The organism is Variovorax sp. RCC_210 (assembly GCF_041355175.1).
Taxonomy (GTDB): Bacteria; Pseudomonadota; Gammaproteobacteria; order Burkholderiales; family Burkholderiaceae_C; genus Variovorax.
In genome coordinates, this window is the sequence record NZ_JBFUPJ010000001.1 from 643,585 (window position 1) to 668,080 (window position 24,496).

Below are 24,496 nucleotides of genomic sequence, written 5' to 3' on the forward strand. Positions count from 1 at the left end.
CAGGGCGGATTCTAGCGTGGGTTAATACACGGTCAAGCATAAGGAATTGAATCTTTATGCTAATGAATGCCTAAAAACGTGACAGTTTCGAGGCGTTTCTGCTTAGGGGAAATCCCTTTGTAAAACGCGTTTGCAATCGGAGGGTGCGCCGCCTAATCTGAACGGGCCTGAGGTTTCAGGCGTTTTTCCGAGGTCCCGCAGTCCGAGGTGCAAGTCAAGGGCTCAGCGTCCGAGGAACCACGGTGGCAATCTCTTGCTGCCAGCACGGTGGGAACCATCGACTTCCTGTCGCGCGAATCGATGGCATGGGTCTTGTGCCCGCCATCAAGCCCGACGACGAGACATTCAGTCGCGTCGCCGGGCTTTCTTGTTTGCGCGCCTGGGTGACAAGCCTTTCTTCCTTCTGGCGCGCACCTCTTTGCGGCACACTCCCGCGATGGACGTAGCTTCGATCAAACAAAACAAATGGGTGCGACGTGGGATCGTCGCGGTGCTGGTTCTGCTGGCGTTCTGGGTCATCGCCTGGCTGGCGGTGCCCCCCATCGCCAAGAGCCAGATCCAGAAGATCGCGAGTGAAAAACTCGGCCGGCAGGTGACCGTCGGCAAGATCGATTTCAAGCCCTGGACGCTCGAACTCACGCTGAGCGACCTGCGCATCGCCACGGCCGACGGCGCCAAGTCGCAACTGGCCATCGGACGCATCTACGCCGACGCCGAGCTGCAGTCCATCCTGCGTCTCGCACCCGTGATCGACGCCGTCACCATCGATGCGCCGGCCGTCCTGCTCACGCACCAGGCCGATGGCAAGTACGACATCGACGACATCCTGGCCAAGCTTTCTTCCGGTCCGCCGGCCGACCCGAACGCCAAGCCCGCGCGCTTCGCCATCTACAACATCGCCATCAACGGCGGCTCGGTCGACTTCGACGACCAGACCGTCAAGCGCAAGCACGAGTTGCGCGACTTCGTGCTGAAGGTGCCGTTCCTGAGCAACCTCGACTCCAAGCGCGACATCAACACCGAGCCCAAGCTGGCCTTCGTGCTCAACGGCAGCAAGTTCGATTCGGCCGCCTTCACCACGCCCTTTGCCGACAGCCGCAAGACCGATGCGCAGGTGCAGTTCAAGGGCCTGGACCTGGTGCCGTACCTGGGCTACATCCCCGGCGGCCTGCCGGTTCGCCTGCAGGCGGGCAGCCTGGACGCCGACCTGAAGATCGCTTTCGAACACGGCGCCACCAACGGCTTGAAGATCACCGGCACGGTCGAGGCCCACACCACCAAGGTGGCCGACGCGCGCGGCCGCGACCTGCTGGGCTTCGAGTCGCTCAAGCTGGCGCTGGCCGATGTGCGTCCGCTCGAATCGGTGTTCCATCTGAGCGAAATTGCGCTGGTCAATCCGCAGCTGGCGGTGGCGCGCGACGCGGCCGGCCAGCTCAACCTGCTGGCGACCGACCCCGCGACCGGCGCGACCGAAAAGGCCGCGCCGCTGCCCACTACAGCCGCCAGCGCACCCGCCGGCAAGCCGGTCGAAAAGCCCGTGCTGAAGGTTCAGGTCGACAAGCTCGCCCTGAGCGGCGGGCGCGTCGGCTGGCGCGACGAAACCGTCAACCCCGCGGCGGCCATCGACGTGACCGCGCTCGGTTTCGACGTCACTGGTGTCACCTGGCCGATGGAAAAGCCGGCCCAGTTCAGCGGCAGCACCGCCGTGGCCGGCGCCTCGCTCAAGTTCAAGGGCACCGCCACCGACAAGGTGGCCGACGTGCAGACCGAGGTCGATGCGCTGCCGCTGTCGCTGGCGGCCCCTTACCTGGCGCAAAGCCTGGAGCCCACGCTCGACGGCAAGCTGAGCGGGCAGATCGACATCGCCTGGGCCCAGCCCGACCTGAAGTTCAAGGCGCGTCGCCTGTCCGCCGACGGCCTGGCACTGACCCAGGCCAAGACGGCGCTGGCCAGCGTCGGGCGCTTCGAGCTGGTCGATGCCGAAGCCGACATGAAGAAGCACACATTGAATGTGGCCTCGTTCACCGCCACCAACCCCAAGGTGCGCATCGAGCGCGACAACGAAAAGCACTGGATGTTCGAGCGCTGGCTCAAGACGCCGGCCGGCGGCGGCACCAGGGAAACCGAAGCCAAGGTCGCCGCGCCCAAGCCCGCCGCCGCCGAAACGCCGCAGCCCGGCGCCAACACCAAGCCGTGGGCGCTGACCATCGGCACGCTGGCGGTGGACAACGGCAGCCTTTCCTATTCGGACAAGGCGAGCGCCACGCCTGTGGCGGTCGAGGTCACGGCGTTCAAGCTCAACGCCCAGAAGATCGCGCCGGACACCAACACTGCCTCGCCATTGCAAGTGTCGGGGCGCATCGGCTCCGCCGGGCGTTCGGCCGACCCGGGCCGCTTCGACTACAAGGGCAACATCGTGCTCAAGCCGCTCGCGGCGGAAGGCCGGCTCGAGGTGGCGTCGTTCCCGGCGCATGCCTTCAAGGCCTACTACGCCGACGCGCTCAACGTCGACATTCGCCGTGCGTTCGCGAGCTACCGCGGCACCGTGCGCTACGCCACTCTGCCGGCGGGCATGAGCATCAAGCTGGCCGGTGACACCGCGCTGGACGACTTCCGCGCCAACAGCGTGTCGCTCACCCAGTCCCCCGGTTTCGACCGCAACACCAACCAGCTGCTGAGCTGGAAGACGCTGAGCCTGCGCGGCCTGCAGGTCAGCCTGGCGCCCAACGCGGCGCCCAGCGTCGACGTGCGCGAAACCACGCTGACCGACTTCTTCGCCCGCGTGATCGTCGACCCCACCGGCCGGCTCAACCTGCTGAGCCTCACCAAGAAGGGCGAGGCCGAAGGCAACGCCGCGGCTGCTTCCGCGGCGGCCACCGGCGACGCCACCACGCGCAAGGGCCCGGGCGGCACCACGACCACGACCCGGGCGGCGCCGGCCCGGCCTTCGGGCGGTGCGCCGGTGTCTGCCGAGGCCATGGTCGGCGGGGCCCCCGAGCCCGCCAGGCCGGTGGCCACGGCCCAGGCTGCACCCGCCGCCGCGCCGGCCGCCGACGCAGGCCTTGCACCGGTCATCAACTTCGGCCCGATGAGCCTGGTGAACGGCAAGATCGACTTCACCGACCTGTTCGTCAAGCCCAACTACTCGGCCGACCTGAGCGAGCTGACCGGCAAGCTCAGCTCCTTTTCGTCGAACCCGCCGAAGGGCGAGGGCGGCCGGCCGGCGCTGGCCGACCTCGAGCTGCGCGGCAAGGCGCAGCAGACCGCCGCGCTGGAAATCACTGGCAAGCTGAACCCGCTGGTCAAGCCCATCGAGCTCGACATCACCGCCAAGATGCGCGACCTCGACCTGGCGCCGCTGTCGCCGTACTCGGTGCGCTACGCCGGCCACGGCATCGAGCGCGGCAAGATGAGCATGGACGTCAACTACAAGGTGGCGCCCGACGGCCAGCTCACGGCCACCAACAAGCTGGTGCTCAACCAGCTGCAGTTCGGCGACGAGGTCGCGGGTGCGCCCGCCAGCCTGCCGGTGAAGCTGGCCGTGGCGCTGCTGGCCGACCGCAACGGCGTGATCGACGTCGACCTGCCGCTCAGCGGCTCGCTGAACGACCCGCAGTTCAGCGTCGGCCCGCTGATCTGGAAGGCCGTGGTCAACCTGATCGTCAAGGCCGTGACGGCCCCGTTCAGCCTGCTGACCGGCGGCCTGGGCGGCGGCAGCGGCGAGTCGAGCGCCATCACCTTCGAGCCCGGCGGCTCCGACCTGAGCCCGGTCGCGAAGGAAAGCCTGGACAAGGTCGCCAAGGCCCTGACCGACCGGCCCACGCTGCAGATGACGGTGGTCGGCACCTCCAGCCTGGACAAGGAGCGCGACGCCTACCAGCGCCAGCGCGTGCGCCAGCTGACCTATGCAGAGAAGCGCCGCGTGGCGGTGCGCGGCGGCCAGACCGGCACCGAAGTGCCGCCGGTCACCGATGCCGAATACCCCGACCTGCTGACGGCCGTGTACAAGCGCGCCGACATCACCAAGCCGCGCAACCTCGTGGGGCTGGCGAAGGAGCTGCCGCTGAAGGACATGGAGAACCTGCTGTTCGCCAGCGTGCCGGTCGACGAGGAATCGATGCGGCAACTGGCCGTCGAGCGCGGCGCCGCGGTGCGCGACTACCTGCTCGCCAAGAACGTGCCGAGCGAGCGGTTGTTCCTGGGGGCCGTGCGCACCACGGCCAGCGGCAACGACTGGAAGCCGGGCGCGGAACTCAGCCTGACGATGAAATGACCAGAACCGAAGGGCGGAAGAGGACCGGACAAGCAGGGGGCTTGGTTTTTTCCTCTGGCTTGCTATTCCTCTGGCTTGCTATATATGTAGTCCGTTAAGCTCCCCGCCCACAACCCCGCATTCGCCCTCATCCAGGGCGAAATTCAGCGGCCAACCGCAAGTGGGTGAAAATGTCGATGTGCGCCGGCCTTTGCCGGCGCCTTCGCTTTCTCTACCAAGACAACGATTTCGCGCAGTGACCTCTACTTCTTCCAAGCCACACGATCTTCAAGCCCTCGACACGCTCACCGGCGGCGCCTTCACCGCGCCAACCTCCGGCGAGCGTTCCGCGCGCATCCGCGACTGGCTCGCGGGCAACCCCGCGCCCGAGCAGATGCAGGAGGTCTTCAAGGAGCTGAGCGGTCGCGACAAGGGCGCCGCGCGCCTGCTGCGCGAAAAGCTCGACGAGCTCAAGCGCGCCAAGGGCCAGGAGGCCATTGCCGCCGAATGGGCGCAAAAGGCCGAGGCCCTGCTGGGCCAGTCCAAGCTCAACATCGCCGACGCACTGGCCTGGCAGCGTGACGCCGCCAAGGCCGGCGCGCCGCTGTCGCGCGAACCGCTGGCCGGCCTGAAGGCCAGGCTGGCCGAGCGCGTGAAGGGCATCGAAGACCTGCAGCACCGCGCGCAGGTGCACCGCGAAGCCGCCGTGCTGCTGGCGCAGCGTTTCGAAGTGCTGTCCACCAAGGGCTGGCAGGACGCCCAGGGCGCGGAAGAATCGCTGCGCGCCGACGTCACGCATTGGCAGCAGCAGGCCACCGAGATCACCTCGGACGCCAACTGGACCAGCCTGGACGCCAAGTTCGCTCCGCAGCTCGAAGCCTCGAAGTCGCAACTGCTGGTGGTGTCGGATTCGTTCCATAGCGCGCTGGCCCAGGCCATTGCCGCCGCCGCCGACGCCGCGGCCCCGCTGCCGCCCGTGCCCGTGTGGGCCGACGAGCTGCGCGCCGCGCGCGGCGAAGTCGTCGCCCCCAAGGCCGCCGCCGCGCCCGCGCGCCCGGCCGCTCCCAAGGTCGACCCGGCCGTGCGTGCCGCCGCGCAAGACGCGGTGCAGGCCGCGCTCGCCAAGCTCGAGCAGGAAACCGCCGAAGGCCACGGCAAGGCCAGCGCCGGCGCCGCCGCCGCGCTGCGCGCCGTGCTCAAGGAGCACGGCAAGATGGTCGATGCCGCGCTCGAAGCCCGCGTGCATGCCGCGCTGGTGGCTGCCGGCGAGCTCGAAGGCTGGCAGCGCTGGAGCGCCGACAAGGTCCGCGAAGACCTGGTCGCCAAGGCCGAAGGCCTGCTCAAGCGCCCCGAAGGCCAGGCCCTCGGCGGCCGCAAGATGCAGGAAACGCTGCGCGCGCTGCGCGACCAGTGGAAGCAGGCCGACCAGGGCGGCGTTCCGAACCATGCGCTGTGGAAGCGCTTCGACGAAGCCTGCAACGAAGCCCACAAGGTCGTCGAGGCCTGGCTCGAAAAGGTGCGCGCCGACGCGGCCGAGCACCGCGCGCACCGCGTGGCGCTGATCGAAGAGGTCAAGGCCTGGGCTGCCGAGCACGCCGGTGCCTCCGACCTGAAGGCGCACAACCGCGCGCTGCACCAGTTCGCCGACCGCTGGCGCGATGCCGGCCATGTGGGCGAAAAGGTGTTCGCTGAACTGCAACCGCAGTGGAACGAGGCTTTCGGCGCCGCCCGCGCACCGTTCGAAACGGCGCAGAAGGCCAGCGTCGAACGCCGCCAGGCCATGATCGCCGAGGCCATCGAACTCGGCGCCCAGCCCATGCTGCGCATCGATGCAGTGAAGGCGCTGCAGCAGCGCTGGCAGGCCGAGGCACAGGGCGTGCCGCTCGACCGCCGCCATGAACAGAAGCTGTGGGACGCGTTCCGCGCGCCCATCGACGAAGCCTTCAACCGCAAGACCGCCGAGCGCGAGAAGGCCTCGGCCGCCATGAGCGAGCACGACCGCTACGTGCTCGACGCCTCGAAGGCGCTCGACGCGGCCAACGCCGGCGGCGACGCACAGAAGATCCGTGCCGCCATCGCCCGCCTGGAAGGCGCGCTGCGCGGTGAAGCACCCCCGCCGGCTCCGGCACCGGCACCGAAGGCCGCTGCTTCGAGCGACGGTCCGTCGGTCGGCGCGACCGAAGTCGAGGCACCCGGCCAGGCCGCCGCCGAGTTCGGTGAAAGCGCCGAGCAGGCCCCGAGCCCGAGCGACGCGGAAGCCTCGCCCGGCACCCACAGCGGTGCCGCACCCGCAGCCTCGGCCGACCTGGTGGCGCCCGCCGACGGCGCCGATGCCTCGGCCCGCGCCGACAGCGAAGCGCACGACGCCGGCGAGCCTGCCGCCGCCGAAGCACCGGCCGCAGCGCCGAAGCCCGCGCCCAAGCCCGTCGTGGCGATGCGTGGCGACGACCGCCCGAGCAGCAAGAAGGGCGAGCCCGCACCCGCGGCGCGTGGTGCCGGTGGCCGTTTCGGCGACCGCCGCGATGGTGGCCGTCCCGGTGCCGGTGGCCCGGGTCGCCCCGGTGGTGACCGTGGTGCGCCTCGTGGCGATGCGCGCGGCGATCGCGGCGCGCCGGGTGGCGGCCGCTTCGGCGACCGTCCGCCGCGCTTCGAAGATCGCGGCCCCCGCCTTGGCGACGCCGCCTTCCGCGCACAGCGCGAGGCGCTCGAGCGCGCCGACATGGCGCTGCGCAAGCTGCAGGCGCAAGCCCACGGTGAAGCGCTGACGCAGGTGCTGGGCGCCTGGGAGCAGCGTGATGCCAGCCGCCTGCCGAGCGTGCAGGAACTGGGCCGCGCGGTGTCGCCCGCCGTGCGCACCGGCTGGTCGCAAGCCATCGGCACCGCGCCGTCGGCTGCTGCCGGCGATGCCGCCGAAGCGCTGCTGCGCCTCGAAATGGCCGCCGAAGTGCCGACGCCTGCCGAGCAACTCGACGCGCGCCGCGCGCTGCAACTGAAGCTGCTGACCAAGCGCGGCGATCCGGCGCCGGTGCAGACCTGGGGCCAGGACGCCGGCAAGGTGCTGGCTGCGCCGCACGACGCCACCAGCGCACGCCGCCTGCAGAACGCGCTGAAGGCGCTGCTGCGCAAGTAAGCCGCAGAGAGCGGCCATGAAAAAGACGCCCCGCGGGGCGTCTTTTTTTTAGCTCGAAACGAAGAAGCCTGTACCGGCTTAAACCTTCTCGCCGATCACAGGCGTCTGCACGGCCCCGGCCTGTTCGGTGGCATGCCCGGCCGCGATCCTGCGCCGCAGGAACAGCCCGCCGATGCCGAGCAGCAGCGCGACGGCGCCCACGATGAGCGTGCCCTTGTCGGTGGCGCTCGACGCCGCGGCCTTGTCCTTGACCTCCATGATCTGCTGCACTTCCGCCAACGTCACCACGGGCTGGCCCTTGAGCTTCACTTCGTAGACCAGGTTGTTGTCGGACGGATCGAGGCGCACATCGACGGCTTCGTCGATCAGCGGCTCCAGCTTCTTGCGGCCGACCGCGTAGTCGACGCGCCACTTCTCGGTGCTGCCGTCGGCCACCTTGGCATCGAGCACGAAATAGCGGCGCGTGCTGCTGCCGCCGCGGCGGCGCTTGGTGGTCTCGGTGACTTCGCTGCCGCCGACGATGGTGCCGCTCTTGGCGACCAGGTCTTCGACGGCGGTGCCATGCGTGTCCGCGCTGGCCTTGAACTGCGCGTAGCCTGCCCACCCCAGGATGCCGATGCCGATCACCAGTGCCAGCCACGCCTTGCCCGTGAGCTGATAGATCCAATCCCTCATGTTGTTTACCTTTTTGAACGAGTTGATAACCCGTCAATCGTAAAGGTTGAACAGCTATTTAATTGATAGCTAGAGGGCCAGTACTGGCGAGCCTTCAGGCCCGTTTAGGCAGAAAGAATTCATCGAAAATCCGCAGCATTTCCGGGAAGTCACGCGCGAAGTTCGGGCGATTCACGAAGTAGGCCTCGCAGGCCACCGCGAAGAACTCGCTGACCGACGTGGCGCCGTAGGCATCGAGCCAGGGAGGCTCTGCGCCGAAGCGTTCGGCCATGATGGTTTTCTCGCGGAAACCGTCGTAGGCGCGCTGCAGCACGCCTGTCCAGGCGGCGCGGGCCTCGCGGGCGCTGCGCGTTCCCGCGAAGCCGGCCGGCAGGGGCGGGCAGCCGTTGGCGTCGCCGTTGCGCATGTCGATCTTGTGGGCGAACTCGTGGATGACGACGTTGTAGCCACGCTCGGTGCTCACGCTGCTCGCGAGCACGTCGTCCCAGCTCAGCATGACGGGGCCGCGGTCCATCGCCTCGCCGGCGACCACCTCGCCGTATTCGTGCACCACCTGGGCCTCGTCGACCACCTTGCGCCGCGCCACCACTTCGGAGCGGTGCACCACGATGCCGACGAAATCGTCGTACCAGTCCAGGCCGCCCTTCAGGTGCAGCACGGGCAGCACGGCCTGCGCCGCGATGGCCAGCGCCACTTCGTTGGTGATGGTGAAGCCCTTGGCGCCGTGGAATTCCTTGTCGCGCAGGAATTCGGCGGTCAGGGTGCGAAGGCGCTGGCGGTCGGGCTCGGGCAGGGCGCCCAGGAAGGCGTAGCGCCTGAGCGCCGCCTGCCAGGCGGCTTCTGGGATCGGGGGCAGGGCGCGCAACCGGCGCAGCCACTTGAACATCGGTGGCGGCGGCGCGGCTAGCGCAGGTCGACGCGCTGCGCGCCGGCGGGGGAAAGGCAGAGCAGTTGGGCGCGCGGCGGGTGCGCCGCGGCGTCCCAGTCGCTCAGCACGATGCGACGCAACGCTTGGCCACTGCCATCGCTCAGGTCGTGGTCGGCGGGGCGGTGCGTGTGGCCGTGGACCAGCGCATGGGCGCCGGCCTGGCGCAGCCAGTTGCGCGCGGCGTCGCTGTCGACATCGGCCCAGACCGTCGAGGGGTTGCGCTTGCGGTCTTCGCTCTGCACGCGCATGGAGCGCGCGAGCGCGCGGCGCTCTTCCAGCGGCCTGGCGAGGAACGCGGCCTGCCATTCAGGCGTGCGAACCTGCGCGCGGAACTTGAGGTACTCGGTGTCTTCGAGGCAGAGGATGTCGCCATGGCTCAGCAGCCAGCGCTGGCCGTGCAGCACCAGCACCGTCGGGTCGTCGAGCAGGGTGAAGCCGCTTTGCGCCGCCAGCGAGGGGCCGACGAGGAAATCGCGGTTGCCGTGCATGAAGAACACGGGCAGGCGCTGGGCAGTGCGGCGCAGCAGCTCCGCGCACTGCGCCTCGAAGCCGGGCTGCGCGGCCGCATCGTCGCCCACCCACACCTCGAACAGGTCGCCGAGGATGATGAGCGCGTCGGCCGGCGTGGTCTGCAGGTAGCCCTGCCAGGCCTCGAAGGTGGCGGGCTCGCCGGCCTGCAGGTGCAGGTCGGAGATGAGGTCGACGGTGCGCCACGCGGGCGGCGCCACCAGCTCGGGAAAAGCCGGGCTAGCCACCGTGCTCATGCGAGGCCCATGCCAACTTCACGCCGACCCGCCGGGGTCGTCATTCAGCGATGACGACAGCCTTTTCGATCACCACGTCTTCGAGCGGCACGTCGTCGTGGAAGCCCTTGCGGCCCGTCTTCACGGCCTTGATCTTGTCGACCACGTCGGTGCCGTTGATGACCTTGCCGAACACGGCGTAGCCCCAGCCCTGGGCCGAAGGGGCGGTGTGGTTCAGGAAGCCGTTGTTCGACACGTTGATGAAGAACTGCGCGGTCGCCGAGTGGGGTGCGCTGGTGCGGGCCATGGCCACGGTGTAGTTGTCGTTCTTCAGGCCGTTGTTGGCCTCGTTCTCGATTTCGGCGCCCGTGGGCTTTTGCTGCATGCCGGGCTCGAAGCCGCCGCCTTGCACCATGAAGCCAGGGATCACGCGGTGGAACACCGTGTTGTCGTAGTGGCCCTTCTTGACGTACGAGACGAAGTTTTCGGCCGACTTCGGCGCTTTTTCAGCGTCGAGTTCGAGCGTGATCACGCCGTAGTTCTTGATGTGCAGTTCGACTTGGGGGTTGCTCATGAGGGACTCCTTCTTCGGAAAACAGGGATCACTTCGCCAGCAGCGAAGCGGACTTGATGGTGACGGCTTCGAGCGGCACGTTCTGCATGCCGCCCTTGTTGCCGGTGGCCACGCCGCGGATCTTGTCGACCACGTCGGTGCCGGCCACGACCTTGCCGAACACGGCGTAGCCGTAGCCGTCGGGGTTCGGCGCGTTCAGCGAGTCGTTGTTCTTCACGTTGATGAAGAACTGCGAGGTCGCGGAGTTCGGGTTGCCGGTGCGCGCCATGGCAACGGTGTACTTGTCGTTCTTCAGGCCGTTGCTCGCTTCCAGCGGGATGGCGGCGCGCGTGGGCTTTTGCTGCATGTCGGCCGTGAAGCCGCCGCCCTGGATCATGAAGCCGTCGATGACGCGGTGGAACACCGTTCCGTCGTAGTGCTTGTCCTTGACGTACTGCAGGAAGTTCTCGACCGACTTGGGCGCCTTGGCCGCGTCGAGCTCGATGACGATGTCGCCGGCCGTGGTGGCCAGCTTGACGCGCGGCGAGGCCGTTTGTGCGTGGCCGGTGGCGGCGAACGTGAGCGCGGCGGCCAGCACGAGGGCGCCGCGGCGGCTGAGCAGGCTGAACTTGGAGGAGGCGTGGATCGTCAAGAGAAGCTCCGAGTGCGAATGTATGAACGTGCGAATGTGCAGGTGAGGGGCGGTGGCCGTGCATGGATGCCGCCGCGGGCACCCACGGCGGCCATGTCGGCTACTTGCTGGTGCGGCCGACCGGCTTGCGGATGACCGCGGGCGCGGCGGGCAGGGCGGCGGCTTCGGCCTCGGCCTTCGACGTGAAGATCTGGCGGATCAGCGAGAGCTTGGGCGCAACGCTGGCGTTGGTGCTGGCGAACTGCTGCGCGCGCACGTATTCCTGCGCCGCGAGGCGGGCGTACACGTCGCCGAGGTTCTCGTGCGCCGTGGCGTAGTTGGGGTTGAGCTTGATGGCCTGCTCGAGCGCGGCACGGGCCTGGTCGAACTTGCTTTGCGAGGCATACAACGCGGCCAGGTTGTTGTAGGGCTCGGAAAGCTCGGGGAAGTCTTGCGTGAGCTGCGTGAACGCGGCGATGGCGTCGGCCTGCTTGTTCTGCTCAGTGAGGATCACGCCGCGCAGGAAGCGCATCTGCGGGTCGCGCGGCTTGCCGGCGATGTAGGTGTCGGCCTTGGCCAGCGCCTCGGCGGGCTTGCCCTGGCGCAGCAGCAGGTTGACCTCGTCGTAGTCGTTCGCGTACGCCGCGGGTGCCCACAGGCTGAACAGCAGTGGCAGTGCAAAAGCGATGGAGAGTCTGGAGAACGCGGCGTGCTTCATGAAGCCTCGGCAGAGATCCGGAGATCTGGAAATGGGGGAATGCGGGCTTGGGGAACACCCCGACGCCGCGCGGCGGCAGCCGTTTATACTTGGCCGGATTGTAGCCGAGGGGCCATGTCCAACCCCTTGCCGCCACAGCCCCGTCACCCCTGAAAAACACCGTCTGTCGCCCGTGCCGCACGTGCGCGAAATGACGCTTTCCGAATCTCATGAGTCTGCGCATCTACAACACGCTGTCGCGTGAATTGGAGGAATTCTCCCCATTGCATCCCGGACAGGTGCGCATGTACGTTTGCGGCATGACGGTCTACGACTACTGCCACCTCGGCCATGCCCGCTCGATGATCGCGTTCGACGTGGTGCAGCGCTGGCTCAAGGTGAGCGGCTACGCCGTGACCTACGTGCGCAACATCACCGACATCGACGACAAGATCATCCGCCGCGCCGTCGAAAACGGCGAGAGCATCCGCGCGCTGACCGATCGCATGATCGACGCGCTGCATGAAGACGCCGACGCGCTCGGCATCGAACGCCCCACGCACGAGCCGCGCGCCACCGACTACATCCCGCAGATGCTGTCGATGATCGGCACGCTCGAGAAGAAGGGACTGGCCTATCGCTCGAGCAACGGCGACGTGAACTACGCGGTGCGCAAATTTCCCGGCTACGGCAAGCTCAGCGGCAAGTCGCTCGACGAGCTGCATGCGGGCGAGCGCGTGGCCGTGCTCGACGGCAAGGACGACCCGCTGGACCCGGTGCTCTGGAAGAGCGCCAAGGCCAGCGAGCCCGACGAGGTGAAGTGGGCCAGCGAGTTCGGCGCAGGGCGCCCGGGCTGGCACATCGAGTGCTCGGCCATGGCCTGCGAACTGCTCGGCGAAACGCTGGACATCCACGGTGGTGGCGAAGACCTGCAGTTCCCGCACCACGAGAACGAAATCGCCCAGAGCGAAGGCGCCACCGGCAAGCCGCTGGCCAACACCTGGATGCACAACGGCTTCATCGTGACCGACAACGAGAAGATGTCCAAGAGCCTGGGCAACTTCTTCCTGATCCGCGATGTGCTCAAGAAGTACGACGCCGAGACCATCCGTTTCTTCGTGCTGCGCGCGCACTACCGTCGCCCGCTGAACTACAGCGACGTGCACCTCGACGACGCGCGTGCCTCGCTCAAGCGGCTGTACACCGCGCTCGAGCTCGTCACGCCGGCCGACGTGAAGCTCGACTGGGCCGACCCCTACGCCGCGCGCTTCAAGGCCGCGATGGACGAAGACTTCGCGACGCCCGAAGCGGTGGCCGTGCTGTTCGACCTGGCCGGTGAAGTGAACCGCACCAAGTCGCCCGAGCAGGCCGGCTTGCTGAAGGCGCTGGGCGCCTGCGTGCAAATATTGCAGGACGACCCGAAGGCGTTCCTGCGCGCGGGCGCCACGCTCGACGAGGCCACCATCCAGGCGCAGATCGATGCACGTGCCGCGGCCAAGGCTGCGAAGAATTTCGCCGAGGCCGATCGCATTCGCCAGGAACTCCTGGGGCAGGGCATCGTGCTCAAGGACTCGCCCACCGGCACGACCTGGGCGGCCGCGCAGTGAACGGCACGACCAACCCCATGCCCGCCACCAAGAAATCCAGCGTCCAGATCTACACGCCGGACTATTGGGAAGAGGCCTGCAAGCACCTGGCCAAGAAAGACCGCGTCATGAAGCGGTTGATTCCCAAGTTCGGCAACGCCTGCCTCGAGTCGCGCGGCGACGCGTTCACCACGCTCGCGCGCAGCGTGGTCGGCCAGCAGATCTCGGTGAAGGCCGCGCAAACGGTGTGGGACAAGTTCGTGGCGTTGCCGCGCAAGCTGACGCCGGCCAACGTGCTCAAGCTCAAGGTCGACGACATGCGCGCGGCTGGCTTGTCGGCGCGCAAGATCGAATACCTCGTCGACCTGGCCCTTCATTTCGATTCCGGCGTGGCCCACGTCGATTCGTGGAAGGACATGGCGGACGAACTCATCATCGAGGAACTGGTCGCGATCCGCGGCATTGGCCGCTGGACGGCCGAGATGTTCCTCATCTTCCACCTGATGCGCCCCAACGTGCTGCCTGTGGACGACGTGGGGCTGCTCAACGGCATCAGCGTCAACTACTTTTCGGGCGACCCGGTCAGCCGCAGCGATGCCCGCGATGTCGCCGTGGCCTGGGCGCCGTATTGCAGTGTGGCGACTTGGTATATTTGGCGATCGCTGGACCCGGTTCCAGTCGCGTATTGAATAACAGGAGAAGACGTTGGCGAAACGAACCTTCCTCGACTTCGAGCAGCCCATTGCTGAACTCGAAACCAAAATCGAAGAACTGCGCTATGTGCAGACCGAATCGGCGGTCGACATTTCTGAAGAAATCGACCAGCTCGGCAAGAAAAGCCAGCAGCTCACCAAGGACATCTACAGCGACCTGACGCCCTGGCAGATCACCAAGATCGCCCGGCATCCGGAGCGGCCCTACACGCTGGACTACGTCAACGAAATCTTCACCGATTTCGTCGAACTGCACGGCGACCGGCACTTCTCCGACGACCTGTCGATCGTGGGTGGCCTGGCGCGCTTCAACGGCGTGCCCTGCATGGTGCTCGGCCACCAGAAGGGCCGCGACACCAAGGAGCGCACCGCGCGCAACTTCGGCATGAGCAAGCCCGAGGGCTACCGCAAGGCATTGCGCCTCATGAAGACGGCCGAGAAGTTCAAGCTGCCGGTGTTCACCTTCGTGGACACGCCTGGCGCGTACCCCGGCATCGACGCGGAAGAGCGCGGCCAGTCGGAAGCCATCGGCCGCAACATCTTCGAGATGGCGCAGCTCGAGGTGCCGATCATCGTCACGATCATCGGCGAGGGCGGTTCCGGCGGTGCGCTGGCCATCTCGGTCGGCGACCAGCTGGTGATGCTGCAGTATTCGATCTATTCCGTCATCAGCCCCGAAGGCTGCGCTTCCATCCTGTGGAAGACCAGCGAGAAGGCGCAGGAAGCGGCCGATGCCCTGGGCATCACCGCGCACCGCCTGAAGGCGCTGGGCCTGGTCGACAAGATCGTGAACGAGCCGGTGGGTGGCGCGCACCGCGACCATCGCCAGATGGCTGCTTTCCTGAAGCGCGCGTTGAACGACGCCTTCCGCCAGGTCAGCGACCTGAAGCCGAAGGAACTGCTGGACCGCCGCTACGAGCGCCTGCAGAGCTACGGCCGTTTCAACGACACCAAGGCCGACAACGGCCGATAGGCCGCCCCCAGCCATGGCCTCCGCCTTCGAACGCGCCATGGCCGCGTTCGAGCCGGCGCACTGGCCGTTGGCGGTGGGCTTCAGCGGCGGCGCGGATTCGACCGCCTTGCTGGCCGCCTGCGCAGCGCGCTGGCCGGGGCAGGTGGTCGCCTTTCACGTGCACCACGGGCTGCAGGCTGCAGCCGATGATTTCGAGCAGCATTGCGTCGCGGTGTGCGAGCGCCTCGGCGTGCCTTTGGTCGTGCACCGTGTCGACGCGCGGCATGCGCCGGGCGATAGCCCTGAAGACGCTGCGCGCCGTGCGCGCTACGAAGCATTTGCCGAGATGGCGCGCACTGGTAATGCAGGTGCCGCTGTCACGTCGGTGGCGCTGGGCCATCACGCTGACGACCAGGTGGAGACGCTGCTGCTGGCGCTGTCGCGCGGAGCGGGTCTTCCGGGCCTCGCCGCGATGCCGGCGCACGCGAAACGCAACGGGCTCGACATCTACCGGCCCCTGCTGGCTGTGCCCGGTGCCCAGGTGCGCGAATGGCTTGCCGGGCGCGAACTGCCGTGGATCGAAGACCCGACCAACACCGACGCGCGTTACACGCGCAACCGGATCCGCTCGGTGCTGCTGCCCGCGCTGGCGCAGGCTTTTCCGCAGTTCCAATCCACCTTTGCGCGCAGCGCCGGGCATGCCGCGCAGGCCCAGCAACTGCTGTCCGAACTCGGCGAGCAGGACCTGCTCGCCGTGGGGGACCCGCCCCGCATCGCCGCGCTGCAGGCGCTTTCGCGCGCCCGGCAGGCCAACGTGTTGCGCCATTGGCTGGTGCGCTCGCACAGCTGCGCCCCCAGCGCCGCGCAGCTCGACCAGTTGCTCGACCAGCTCCGCGCATGCACCACGCGGGGCCACCGGATCCATCTCAAGGTGGCGGCCGGTTTCGCCGAGCGGCGGGGCGATTTCCTGCATTGGTACAATGCCCCGCCCTCGCCGAAGACTTCGCTCTGACAGCTTGCAGGGCGCCGCCTTTCAAGCGGCCCTTTTTCTTTCTCTGATTTCACCCATGGCATTGATCGTTCACAAATACGGCGGTACGTCGATGGGCTCGACCGAGCGCATCAAGAATGTCGCCAAGCGCGTTGCCAAGTGGGCACGCGCAGGCCACCAGATGATCGTGGTTCCGAGTGCCATGAGCGGCGAAACCAATCGCCTGCTCGGCCTGGCCAAGGAACTCGCGCCCAGCAAGCCCGGCGTGGCCCACAGCCGCGAACTCGACATGCTCGCCTCCACCGGCGAACAGGCCTCTTCGGCGCTGCTGGCCATCGCGCTGCAGGCCGAGGGCGTCGAGTCGGTCAGCTACGCAGGCTGGCAGGTTTCGGTGCGTACCGACAGTTCGTACACCAAGGCCCGCATCGAGAGCATCGACGACGCGCGCGTCATGGGCGACCTGAACGCCGGCAAGGTGGTGGTCATCACCGGCTTCCAGGGCGTGGACGACGCAGGCAACATCACCACGCTGGGGCGTGGCGGCAGCGACACTTCCGCCGTGGCCATCGCCGCGGCCATGAAGGCGCATGAATGCCTGATCTATACCGACGTGGACGGCGTCTACACGACCGATCCACGCGTGGAACCCGACGCACGCCGCCTCTCGACCGTGAGCTTCGAAGAGATGCTCGAGATGGCCAGCCTGGGCTCCAAGGTGCTGCAGATCCGCTCGGTGGAATTCGCCGGCAAGTACAAGGTGCCGCTGCGTGTGCTTTCGAGCTTCACGCCGTGGGACATCGACATCAATGAAGAGGCCAAGTCCGGCACGCTGATCACTTTCGAGGAAGACGAAAACATGGAACAAGCCGTCGTATCCGGCATCGCATTCAATCGCGACGAAGCCAAGATCTCGGTGCTGGGCGTGCCCGACAAGCCGGGCATCGCGTACCACATCCTCGGTGCCGTGGCGGATGCCAACATCGAAGTCGATGTGATCATCCAGAACCTCAGCAAGGACGGCAAGACCGACTTCAGCTTCACCGTGCACCGCAACGAGTACGCGAAGACGATCGACCTGCTGCAGTCGAAGGTGATGCCGTCGCTGGGCGCGACCGAGATCGTGGGCGACACCAAGATCTGCAAGGTCAGCATCGTGGGCATCGGCATGCGCAGCCATGTGGGCGTGGCGAGCAAGATGTTCCGCGTGCTGAGCGAAGAGGGCATCAACATCCAGATGATCTCGACCAGCGAAATCAAGACCTCGGTCGTGATCGATGAAAAATATATGGAATTGGCAGTGCGTGCACTGCACAAAGCCTTCGATCTGGACCAACCGAGCGCCTAAGTAATGGCATAATCGTGGCTTCTTTCAGGAACTGTGACCGAGTGGCCGAAGGTGCTCCCCTGCTAAGGGAGTATGGGGTGTAGAGCCTCATCGAGGGTTCGAATCCCTCCGGTTCCGCCAGATAGCAAAAAACGGCCCCTCACGGGGCCGTTTTTCATTTCTGTCTTTGCATTGCCGACCGACTGAGACAGCAACCGCTACGTCACCAACGCGTCCCGGTCCAGCGGCAGCCACAGCACAAACTTCGTTCCCGTCGAGCGCGATTCCCAGCTCACCGTGCCTCGTATCGCCAGCGCCCGTCGCCGCTGGTTCTGCAGCCCGCGCCCCGACGCCATCGGCGCATTGCCGCTCATTGCGCGCTGCACGTCGAACCCCTGTCCGTTGTCCTCGATCGTCACCTGAACCCCCGCGCCCGCCATCGACGTGCCCACGCGAATTTCCGTGGCGCGCGTGTGCCGCAGCACGTTCGAGATGCTCTCCTGCACGATGCGCAGGATGTGCAGCGCACTCGACGGATCCAGCCACGCCAGCGCAGGCAGCTCCTGCACCTCCCAGCGCAGCGACACGCCCGTGCCCTCCAGTCGCGGCTCGAGCCGGTAGCGCAGCGTGGCGAGCAGCAGCAGCAGGTCGGCCTCGACCGGCTCCAGCGAATCGAGCGTGAGCTTCAGGTCGTCGAGGCAGCTCTTCAGAATCTGCGAGACCTTGTCGTCGCTCATGCCGCCGCCTTCCACCGAGCGGATTGCGCTGATCAGCGAGGAGCCCAGCCCGTCGTGCATGTCCTGCATCAGGCGCTGGCGTTCGTCGCTGATGGTCTGCAGGCGCTCGATGTCGCGCAGCTTGCGGTGGCTCGCCTCGAGCTCGGCTTCGCGCGCACGCAGGCGCTCGGCCAGGCTCGCGTTGAGCTGCTCGACCGCGCCGATGGCCTGCACGTAGCGGCGGTACATCAGCGCGCCGAACACGCTGAAGGTCACGGCGTTGGTGTACGCCCCCAGGTACCAGCCTTCGGGGCTGATGAAGTTGTTCTGCAGCAGCCAGTCGGTGATGCCCAGCAGCACGCAGATGCCGATCCCCACCGCCACCAGCCGGCCTTCATTGGAGCGGCGCCACGCGCTGACGCCGCCCACCAGGCACACCGCGATGCCCATCAGCGCGGCGACCGCGTAGATCAACGGCGTGACCTGCGGCGTGTTCGCCACCAGGTCCAGCCCGGGCATCGTCACGATGCCGATGGCGGCGGTGGCCAGCACCACGCCGCGGCTCAGCCACTTCAGCCGGCGCCCGTGCAACTGGCGCAGGAAGAAGTGCACTACCATCACCAGCCAGAACAGCGAGTTGACGGTCAGCCAGGCGAACCAGTCGTTGGCCACGGGCTGCGCCACGTAGAAATGCAGCCCTCGCATGAAGGAGGTGGCCGAGAGGTTGAAGAACAGCAGGTAGCCGGTTTCGTCGCGGCGCCGGAACCACACGAACAGCGCGAACACGCCCACCGCCATGAACGCGGCGCTGAGCATCGCGGGCAGCTCCTGCTGCAGCCACTGGCGCATGCCGTAGCGCCCGCGTAGCGCGTCGGCGGGGCCGATCCACAACGACGAAAGCGCCACCTGGGCGCTTTGCGTGTGCTCGAGGCGCAGCAGGATTTCGCGCGGCGGCGTGCTGTCGGCGCTGTGGTCCAACGGCACCCACAGCGGGGTGCGGGTGCTGTTCCACAGCGGCCCTGACGGCTGCGCCCGCTGAACCAGCTGCCCGTTGACGTACACGGCGATGGTGCCGTCGGTCTTGATGCGAATGCCGTACAGCGCCAGCGGGCCGGGCGAGGGCGGCAGGTCGCGCGTGGAAAGCCGGACCCAGGTGGTGCGCGTCGTCGCTGCGGAATCGGAAGCCTTGGCGGATTCCGCCTGCCGCAACAGCGCGATGGGCAACGCCAGCGGCAGCTCGACCTGCTTCCAGGTCGCGGGCAGTGCGCTGCTGTCCTGCTTCAGCGGCGGGGTGCTGAACCCGGCCGAGTCGTCGACCTGCCAGTCGGCCTGCGTCAGGTGCAGCACCGACTCCGCATGTCGCAAGCCGGCAGTTCCACCGAAGAAGGCACCGATGACGCCCAGCAGTGCCATCGACAGGACGAGCACCACGTTGGCGATGAAGGGTGCAAGTCGGTAGTTCACGCAGGCTGGAAATAGGTTGCGCCAGGGGCGGCTCTGAGGCGATGTAACCTATTTTCGCATTCTGTAACGAATAGCGCCGACGCCGGCCAAAGGCCTCTTTCCTCGATGGCTCACGGCGGGGCAGGCTGCGCCAACACCCATTGCGCCAGCGACCGCGCCTCCACCTCCGACACCTGGGGCTGCCGCGGCATGATGACCCGGCCCCATGTGCCCACGCTGCCGCTGCGGATCTTCGCGGCCAGGCGCGCCGGTGCCTCGCTGTCGTTGCGGTAGCGCTGGGCGATCTGCGCGAAGCCCGGGCCGACCTGTTTGTGGACCAGCCCGTGGCAGGCCATGCAGCCGTTCCTGCCGGCCAGTTCGGCGGGCGGCGACTGCGCTGCGGCACCGGCGGCATGCGAGGCCAGAGATAACAAAGCCAAAGCAATCGCAAACAGTGGAGGACAGCGCTTTTCGTGGAAGTTCTTGGACATGAGGGCTCTGACTTGGCGGAAGATCGTATCCCCGCCGGCTTTCACGCTCCGTCGTGCGCCCGCGACAAGTGCGAACAAGAGTAACTATATGTATGGTTAAATCCGCGCAACTATCGCGAAGAAGACGAGGGATTGCATGAAGCTGTTGCTGAGCATTGCGTTCGCTGCCATGGCCCTGGTCGGTTGTGCCAGCGCGCCACCGACCCCCACCGAGCCCGGAACGGGCCGGGGCACGGCCTATGTGCCCATGGTCGCCATGCAGGGCGTGGACAAGGTGCGCTACGACAGCGACGTGGCCGAGTGCCGCACCGCGGCCAACCGCATCACCGCGCGCAGCGAAACCGGCGACGCCATGTGGGGCGCGCTGGGCCTCGGGCTGATCACGGTGCACGGCCAGGGCATCGTGGCCGCGGCTTCCTACACCGGCATCACCGCCGCCATCATCGACTGGAACGGCCGCCCCGACGCCGACCTGATCGCTGAGCACCAGCAGATCGCCATCGTGCATTGCATGGCCAAACGCGGGTATCACAACCTCGACGCCAACGTGCGCGACAGCTTCTACGGCAACACCTTCGACCCCGGCGTGATCGCCAAGCCGCGGCGCACCGGCGTCGATACGTACAACGTCGAAACGCTGGCCAAGGCCGGCCGCTGCAACCTGCAGCCGCGCGCTGAACTCACGGCCAAGGGCCCGGGCTACGAAACCTACAACGTGCCGTGCGACAACGGCGGCACCTGGGCGGTGCGCTGCGAATTCGGCAAGTGCCGGGTGCTTGCGCAGGCGCTCATCCGCCGTTCCTGAAGCGCCGTTCCTGCAGTTCGATTCAGTTGCCGTCGTCCGACGGCAACCATGCGAGCGACCGGTGCGTCGTTCGCTTCAGGGGCAGTGAGAGCGCAGAGAAGCGCTCCTCGACCTGCTCCCTTTCCCGTCCGCCGATGCGCGTGCCCAGCGACACCGGCAGCTGACGGCACAGCGCCAGCGCTGCACCCACATTGATCTTGCGCACCGCCGCGGTGGCGCGCGCGGCATCGCCCACGCGATCCGCAGGGCAGTCTTCCAGCCACAGGTCGTATTCGGCGAACAGCTCACGCGAGATGCCCGCGATGACAGGCGCCCTGGCCGTCCAGTCGTCGCTTGCGAAATGACCGAGGTCGAGGAAAGCGTCTTCCTCGTGATAGTGCTTCAGCGCCTTGGAAAAATCGTCGAGCGACGACAGCGGCTGCTGCTCCTTCTGCACCGTCAACACGGAGACGAAGGTCGCGGCCTCCAGGTAGTGCGTGAGCTTGTGGGCGACGGCAAATTCGGGCATCTCTCGCCCCAGCTCGTCTGCCACGGGGTCTTCTTCCTCTTCGTCGCTGGAGAGGTAGAAACGGGCTTCGTTCAATGGAAGGTCTTCGCTGGCGTAGACCCAGCTGAAGCGGCGGTACATGTCCTCGTCGTCGAGGCAGCCCGCCAGTGTTTCGACGGCTTCGCGCAGGCTCAGCAGCCGGGGCATGTCAGAGGCCTTCTTCCAGGAAAGAAGAAGGCCTCCGCATGCAGGCGTTCAATGCTGTGAGTTGCCAGGCAGCTCAACGCCAGACGTAGCGGCCGCGCACCAGGCGACCGTGTTCTCGGTGCGCCGGCACCCACACCTTGTGCGGGCGATGGTGGCCGCGGTCGTAGCCAGGGCCGGGGCCGTGGCGCGGGCCCGGCTGGGCGAGGGCGGCGGTGGAAGCGAGCAGGCAGGCTGCAAGAACGAAGATGGTTTTTTTCATGTTGGAGTTGTCCTCTGAGTGGTTGCACAGGTGCACCTGAATCGGTACGCGGTCCAGCTTAAGTGAGCTGCCGCGGCCCGCTCCGTAGGCGAAGCCGCACTTTACAAACAGGACACGAAGGCCCGTTGCGCAGGCCCTGCGTGGCTCACTTGATGATCAACCCCTTCAGCGCCGGGTCGGGTGCCGGCGGCTTGAGCTTCATGGCCCGCATCGTCTTCACCAATAGCTGCGCGATCATCACGTTGCGGTGGCGCTTGCTGTTGGCCGGTATCACGTGCCAGGGCGCGTGGTCGGTCGACGTGGCGCCCAGCGCGCTCTGGTAGGCCTGCTGGTAGGCGCTCCACTTGGTGCGCACCGAGAGGTCGTCCATGCTGAACTTCCATTGCTTGCCCGGCGTGTCGATGCGCGACTGCAGGCGCTCGCGCTGCTCGTCCTTGTCGATGTGCAGCATGCACTTCACCACCACGGTGCCGGTCTCGGTGAGCAAACGCTCGAAGTCGTTGATCTGCGCATAGCGGCGCTTGGCCTCCGCCTTGTCGATCCAGCCTTCGACCACCGGCACCAGCACGTCTTCGTAGTGGCTGCGGTTCCACACCATGATCTCGCCGGTGCGCGGCACGGCCGCATGGCAGCGCCACAGGTAGTCGTGCGCGCGCTCCTCGTCGTTCGGCGCCTTGAAGGCGGTCACGCGCACGCCCAGCGGCGAGGTGCGCGAGAACACCCAGCGCACGGTGCCGTCCTTGCCGCTGGTGTCCATGCCCTGCAGCACCAGCAGCAGCTTGCGCCGGCCCTCGGCGTGCAGCACGTCCTGCAGTTCGTCGAGCTCGACGGCCAGCGCCTCGACCTCGGTGCGCTGCGAGGCCTCGTCGCCTTCGCAGAAGGGCGTGTCGTCGGGGTCGATGTGTGACAGCTTGAACTTGCTGCCGACGCGGTATTTCTTGAAGCTGGCCATGAAGCGGAACTCCCGTGAAGAACGAAGGAAGCCCACAGCCTAAGCCATCGGCAACCGACGATCCATAGCAAGCGTTCTGCAGTCAGCGCTCGTCGTCGTCCGTGTCCAGCGAGGCGCTCCAGCGGTTGTCCCATTCGGCATGGCGCACGGCACCGTCGAGGTCGCGGCGGTCGCGCTTGGTGGGGCGGCCCTGCTCGATGGCCAGGGCGGGCTCGGTGCCCGAGCGGCGCAGCTCCCGAAACGCGGCCTGGGCGGCAAGGCTCTCGGGCGTTTCCTCGTAAAGCTGCTGTGCCACCGGCGCCGGCCCGCGCTGGCCGCTCACGCCGCGCACCGTCACGGTCCGCGTGAGCGGGCCCATGCGCATGGCGACGGTGTCGCCGGCCTTGACCTCGCGCGAGGCCTTGGCGATGTCGCCGTTCACCTGCACGCGGTTCTTGCCGATTTCCTCCGCGGCCAGCGAGCGCGTCTTGAAGAAGCGGGCGGCCCAGAGCCATTTGTCGATGCGCAGACGTTCCATAAAGGTCCGGGAGTGGAATTCAGGAATTGTGCCGCGACAAGGGCAGTCGCACGACGGCATCGAGCCCGATGACCTGTGCGGCATCGTCTTGCGCGGCTTCCCGGTTCTCGAGCGCGATGCGCCCGCCGAGCGCCAGCACGATCTCCCGGCAGATCGCCAGCCCCAGCCCCGAGCCGCTCGATGCGCTTCCCGCCGAGAAGGGCGCGAACAGCCGCTGGCGCAGCTCCGGCGAAATGCCCGGCCCGCTGTCGCGCACGGTCAGCACCGCCTCGTCGCCCTCGGGCCTCACCGACACCGACAGCGCCGCGCCCACCGGGCTCAGCTTGATCGCGTTGTGCAGCAGGTTGCGCGCCAGCTCCTGCAGCATCCACTGGTGTGCCTGCACGCGCACCGGCTGGTCGATGGCCAGCTCGAAATCGAGCGCCTTGTCGGCCACCAGCGGCGACAGGTCGAGCGCGATGTTGCGCACCACCTCGCCCAGGTCCAGCGTCACCGACTCCGGCTGCTGGCGCAGCTGCTCGACCTTGGCGAGCGACAGCATCTGGTTGGCCAGCGCGGTGGCGCGTTCCACCGTCTGGCTGATCTCGCCCAGCGCCTGCTCGGGCGCCACGTCGCCGCGCCGTGCCGACTGCACCTGCGCCTTCAGCACCGCCAGCGGCGTGCGCAGCTGGTGGGCGCTGTCGCGCACGAAGCGTTTCTGGTGGTCCAGCAGCCGCTGCAGCCGGCCCATGACTTGGGTGGTGGCGTCGATCAGTGGGCGCAGTTCGCGCGGGGCGTCGGGCGCGTCGATGGGCGAGAGGTCGTCGGCCGGGCGCCGCTCGATGGCCTCGCCCAGTTCGCGCACCGGCCGCGTTGCGCGCTGCACCACGAAGATGGTGGCCAGCGCGATCACGCCCATCAGCAGCAACTGGCGCCACAGCGTGTCCAGCAGCAGCTTGCGCGCCAGCGTCTCGCGGATTTCCAGCGTCTCGGCCACCTGCACCACCGCCATGCCGCGCCCGCGCGCGCTGGCCACTGGCTGCAGCAGCACCGCCACGCGCACCGGCTGGTTGCGGAACTGCGCGTCGTAGAAGTCGACCAGCGCGGCGTAGGCGCTGCGGTCGGGAATGCGGCCGCGCCAGAACGGCAGCTCGGCAAAGCCCGAGACCATTTCGCCATCGAGCGCCGACACCCGGTAGAACAGCCGGCTGCGGTTGTCGGCCTCGAAGGCTTCCAGCGCCGAGTAGGGCACGATGGCGCGCAGCTGCGCCAGCTCGTCGTAGCCCTCCACGTCGAGCTGCTCGCCGATGGTCTTGGCCGAGGCCAGCAGGGTGCGGTCGTAGGCCGTGGTGGCGGCCGCCAGGCTCTGGCGGTACAGGCTCACGCTGTTGATCACGATGAACACGGCAATCGGCGCGAGGATGCCGAGCAGCAGCCGCGCGCGAAGCGACGAAACGTGGGTCAT

The 24,496-nt window shown here is 67.3% G+C and carries 21 protein-coding genes and 1 tRNA gene; 9 read left to right on the plus strand and 13 right to left on the minus strand.

The features are described 5' to 3' along the window. Positions 1 to 436 precede the first annotated feature (436 nt). Both AB6807_RS03140 and AB6807_RS03145 read left to right on the plus strand, forming a co-directional pair. Complete coding sequence (locus AB6807_RS03140) at positions 437 to 4,273, plus strand: DUF748 domain-containing protein (RefSeq protein ID WP_371083465.1); 3,837 nt, start codon at positions 437 to 439, stop codon at positions 4,271 to 4,273. A 235-nt stretch (positions 4,274 to 4,508) separates the two neighbouring features. Then, complete coding sequence (locus AB6807_RS03145; RefSeq protein WP_371083466.1) at positions 4,509 to 7,382, plus strand: DUF349 domain-containing protein; 2,874 nt, start codon at positions 4,509 to 4,511, stop codon at positions 7,380 to 7,382. Positions 7,383 to 7,460: 78 nt separating this feature from the next. On the opposite strand, the gene AB6807_RS03150 is transcribed toward AB6807_RS03145, so the two are convergent. From AB6807_RS03150 to AB6807_RS03175, 6 genes are all read right to left on the minus strand, one after another. After that, the gene (locus tag AB6807_RS03150; RefSeq protein ID WP_371083467.1) at positions 7,461 to 8,057 is read right to left on the minus strand and encodes a hypothetical protein; all 597 of its coding nucleotides are present in this window, start codon (positions 8,055 to 8,057) and stop codon (positions 7,461 to 7,463) included. Positions 8,058 to 8,151: 94 nt separating this feature from the next. Further along, positions 8,152 to 8,943 (minus strand): zinc-dependent peptidase, encoded by a 792-nt coding sequence (locus tag AB6807_RS03155; protein ID WP_116908780.1) that lies wholly within the window; start codon positions 8,941 to 8,943, stop codon positions 8,152 to 8,154. Between the two features lie 17 nt (positions 8,944 to 8,960). Further along, the gene (locus AB6807_RS03160) at positions 8,961 to 9,749 is read right to left on the minus strand and encodes a UDP-2,3-diacylglucosamine diphosphatase (protein WP_371083468.1); all 789 of its coding nucleotides are present in this window, start codon (positions 9,747 to 9,749) and stop codon (positions 8,961 to 8,963) included. 40 nt (positions 9,750 to 9,789) lie between these two features. Then, complete coding sequence (locus tag AB6807_RS03165; RefSeq protein WP_116908782.1) at positions 9,790 to 10,302, minus strand: peptidylprolyl isomerase; 513 nt, start codon at positions 10,300 to 10,302, stop codon at positions 9,790 to 9,792. Positions 10,303 to 10,330: 28 nt separating this feature from the next. Then, complete coding sequence (locus AB6807_RS03170; protein ID WP_116908783.1) at positions 10,331 to 10,933, minus strand: peptidylprolyl isomerase; 603 nt, start codon at positions 10,931 to 10,933, stop codon at positions 10,331 to 10,333. A gap of 100 nt (positions 10,934 to 11,033) precedes the next feature. Then, on the minus strand, positions 11,034 to 11,630 hold the full coding sequence (locus AB6807_RS03175; RefSeq protein WP_371083469.1) for a tetratricopeptide repeat protein: 597 nt from the start codon (positions 11,628 to 11,630) through the stop codon (positions 11,034 to 11,036). A 209-nt stretch (positions 11,631 to 11,839) separates the two neighbouring features. On the opposite strand from AB6807_RS03175, the gene cysS reads away from it, so the two are divergent. From cysS to AB6807_RS03205, 6 genes are all read left to right on the plus strand, one after another. Beyond that, on the plus strand, positions 11,840 to 13,216 hold the full coding sequence (gene cysS / locus AB6807_RS03180; protein ID WP_371083470.1) for a cysteine--tRNA ligase: 1,377 nt from the start codon (positions 11,840 to 11,842) through the stop codon (positions 13,214 to 13,216). Between the two features lie 17 nt (positions 13,217 to 13,233). Then, the gene (locus AB6807_RS03185) at positions 13,234 to 13,884 is read left to right on the plus strand and encodes a DNA-3-methyladenine glycosylase (protein ID WP_116909094.1); all 651 of its coding nucleotides are present in this window, start codon (positions 13,234 to 13,236) and stop codon (positions 13,882 to 13,884) included. A 16-nt stretch (positions 13,885 to 13,900) separates the two neighbouring features. Then, positions 13,901 to 14,881 carry an acetyl-CoA carboxylase carboxyltransferase subunit alpha gene (locus AB6807_RS03190; RefSeq protein ID WP_116908786.1) on the plus strand — a complete coding sequence of 327 codons (981 nt, stop codon included), beginning with the start codon at positions 13,901 to 13,903 and terminating at the stop codon, positions 14,879 to 14,881. A 13-nt stretch (positions 14,882 to 14,894) separates the two neighbouring features. After that, complete coding sequence (gene tilS / locus AB6807_RS03195) at positions 14,895 to 15,872, plus strand: tRNA lysidine(34) synthetase TilS (protein ID WP_371083471.1); 978 nt, start codon at positions 14,895 to 14,897, stop codon at positions 15,870 to 15,872. 55 nt (positions 15,873 to 15,927) lie between these two features. Then, entirely contained in the window at positions 15,928 to 17,196 is a 1,269-nt protein-coding gene (locus tag AB6807_RS03200) for an aspartate kinase (protein WP_116908788.1), read from the plus strand. Positions 17,197 to 17,223: 27 nt separating this feature from the next. Next, positions 17,224 to 17,316: transfer RNA gene (locus AB6807_RS03205), tRNA-Ser, on the plus strand. A gap of 77 nt (positions 17,317 to 17,393) precedes the next feature. Here the strand turns inward: AB6807_RS03205 and AB6807_RS03210 are convergent. Further along, a complete protein-coding gene (locus tag AB6807_RS03210) occupies positions 17,394 to 19,355 on the minus strand; it encodes an ATP-binding protein (RefSeq protein ID WP_371083472.1) in 1,962 nt (653 codons plus the stop codon). Positions 19,356 to 19,465: 110 nt separating this feature from the next. After that, positions 19,466 to 19,825, minus strand: coding sequence for a c-type cytochrome (locus AB6807_RS03215; RefSeq protein WP_371083473.1), 360 nt, complete (start codon positions 19,823 to 19,825; stop codon positions 19,466 to 19,468). 136 nt (positions 19,826 to 19,961) lie between these two features. Between AB6807_RS03215 and AB6807_RS03220 the strand changes: the two genes are divergently transcribed. After that, positions 19,962 to 20,630: a hypothetical protein gene (locus tag AB6807_RS03220; protein ID WP_371083474.1), complete on the plus strand. Its 669-nt coding sequence runs from the start codon at positions 19,962 to 19,964 to the stop codon at positions 20,628 to 20,630. Positions 20,631 to 20,652: 22 nt separating this feature from the next. Here the strand turns inward: AB6807_RS03220 and AB6807_RS03225 are convergent, their stop codons facing one another. The 5 genes from AB6807_RS03225 to AB6807_RS03245 all read right to left on the minus strand — a co-directional run bounded on the left by AB6807_RS03225 (position 20,653) and on the right by AB6807_RS03245 (position 24,496). Further along, positions 20,653 to 21,324, minus strand: coding sequence for a hypothetical protein (locus AB6807_RS03225; RefSeq protein ID WP_371083475.1), 672 nt, complete (start codon positions 21,322 to 21,324; stop codon positions 20,653 to 20,655). A 73-nt stretch (positions 21,325 to 21,397) separates the two neighbouring features. Continuing rightward, positions 21,398 to 21,583 (minus strand): hypothetical protein, encoded by a 186-nt coding sequence (locus AB6807_RS03230; RefSeq protein ID WP_132748840.1) that lies wholly within the window; start codon positions 21,581 to 21,583, stop codon positions 21,398 to 21,400. 145 nt (positions 21,584 to 21,728) lie between these two features. Next, entirely contained in the window at positions 21,729 to 22,535 is an 807-nt protein-coding gene (locus tag AB6807_RS03235; protein ID WP_371083476.1) for a PPK2 family polyphosphate kinase, read from the minus strand. Positions 22,536 to 22,617: 82 nt separating this feature from the next. Further along, positions 22,618 to 23,052: an RNA-binding S4 domain-containing protein gene (locus tag AB6807_RS03240; RefSeq protein ID WP_116908794.1), complete on the minus strand. Its 435-nt coding sequence runs from the start codon at positions 23,050 to 23,052 to the stop codon at positions 22,618 to 22,620. Between the two features lie 19 nt (positions 23,053 to 23,071). Then, a complete protein-coding gene (locus AB6807_RS03245) occupies positions 23,072 to 24,496 on the minus strand; it encodes a sensor histidine kinase (protein ID WP_371083477.1) in 1,425 nt (474 codons plus the stop codon).

Bases quoted from the DNA above. Each gene is read 5' to 3' on its own strand.
- AB6807_RS03140 (WP_371083465.1), top strand. From the start codon at position 437: ATGGACGTAGCTTCGATCAAACAAAACAAATGGGTGCGACGTGGGATC.
- AB6807_RS03150 (WP_371083467.1), bottom strand. From the start codon at position 8,057: ATGAGGGATTGGATCTATCAGCTCACGGGCAAGGCGTGGCTGGCACTG.
- AB6807_RS03155 (WP_116908780.1), bottom strand. From the start codon at position 8,943: ATGTTCAAGTGGCTGCGCCGGTTGCGCGCCCTGCCCCCGATCCCAGAA.
- AB6807_RS03160 (WP_371083468.1), bottom strand. From the start codon at position 9,749: ATGAGCACGGTGGCTAGCCCGGCTTTTCCCGAGCTGGTGGCGCCGCCC.
- AB6807_RS03165 (WP_116908782.1), bottom strand. From the start codon at position 10,302: ATGAGCAACCCCCAAGTCGAACTGCACATCAAGAACTACGGCGTGATC.
- AB6807_RS03175 (WP_371083469.1), bottom strand. From the start codon at position 11,630: ATGAAGCACGCCGCGTTCTCCAGACTCTCCATCGCTTTTGCACTGCCA.
- cysS (WP_371083470.1), top strand. From the start codon at position 11,840: ATGAGTCTGCGCATCTACAACACGCTGTCGCGTGAATTGGAGGAATTC.
- AB6807_RS03185 (WP_116909094.1), top strand. From the start codon at position 13,234: ATGCCCGCCACCAAGAAATCCAGCGTCCAGATCTACACGCCGGACTAT.
- tilS (WP_371083471.1), top strand. From the start codon at position 14,895: ATGGCCTCCGCCTTCGAACGCGCCATGGCCGCGTTCGAGCCGGCGCAC.
- AB6807_RS03200 (WP_116908788.1), top strand. From the start codon at position 15,928: ATGGCATTGATCGTTCACAAATACGGCGGTACGTCGATGGGCTCGACC.
- AB6807_RS03215 (WP_371083473.1), bottom strand. From the start codon at position 19,825: ATGTCCAAGAACTTCCACGAAAAGCGCTGTCCTCCACTGTTTGCGATT.
- AB6807_RS03220 (WP_371083474.1), top strand. From the start codon at position 19,962: ATGAAGCTGTTGCTGAGCATTGCGTTCGCTGCCATGGCCCTGGTCGGT.
- AB6807_RS03225 (WP_371083475.1), bottom strand. From the start codon at position 21,324: ATGCCCCGGCTGCTGAGCCTGCGCGAAGCCGTCGAAACACTGGCGGGC.
- AB6807_RS03230 (WP_132748840.1), bottom strand. From the start codon at position 21,583: ATGAAAAAAACCATCTTCGTTCTTGCAGCCTGCCTGCTCGCTTCCACC.
- AB6807_RS03235 (WP_371083476.1), bottom strand. From the start codon at position 22,535: ATGGCCAGCTTCAAGAAATACCGCGTCGGCAGCAAGTTCAAGCTGTCA.
- AB6807_RS03240 (WP_116908794.1), bottom strand. From the start codon at position 23,052: ATGGAACGTCTGCGCATCGACAAATGGCTCTGGGCCGCCCGCTTCTTC.
- AB6807_RS03245 (WP_371083477.1), bottom strand. From the start codon at position 24,496: ATGACCCACGTTTCGTCGCTTCGCGCGCGGCTGCTGCTCGGCATCCTC.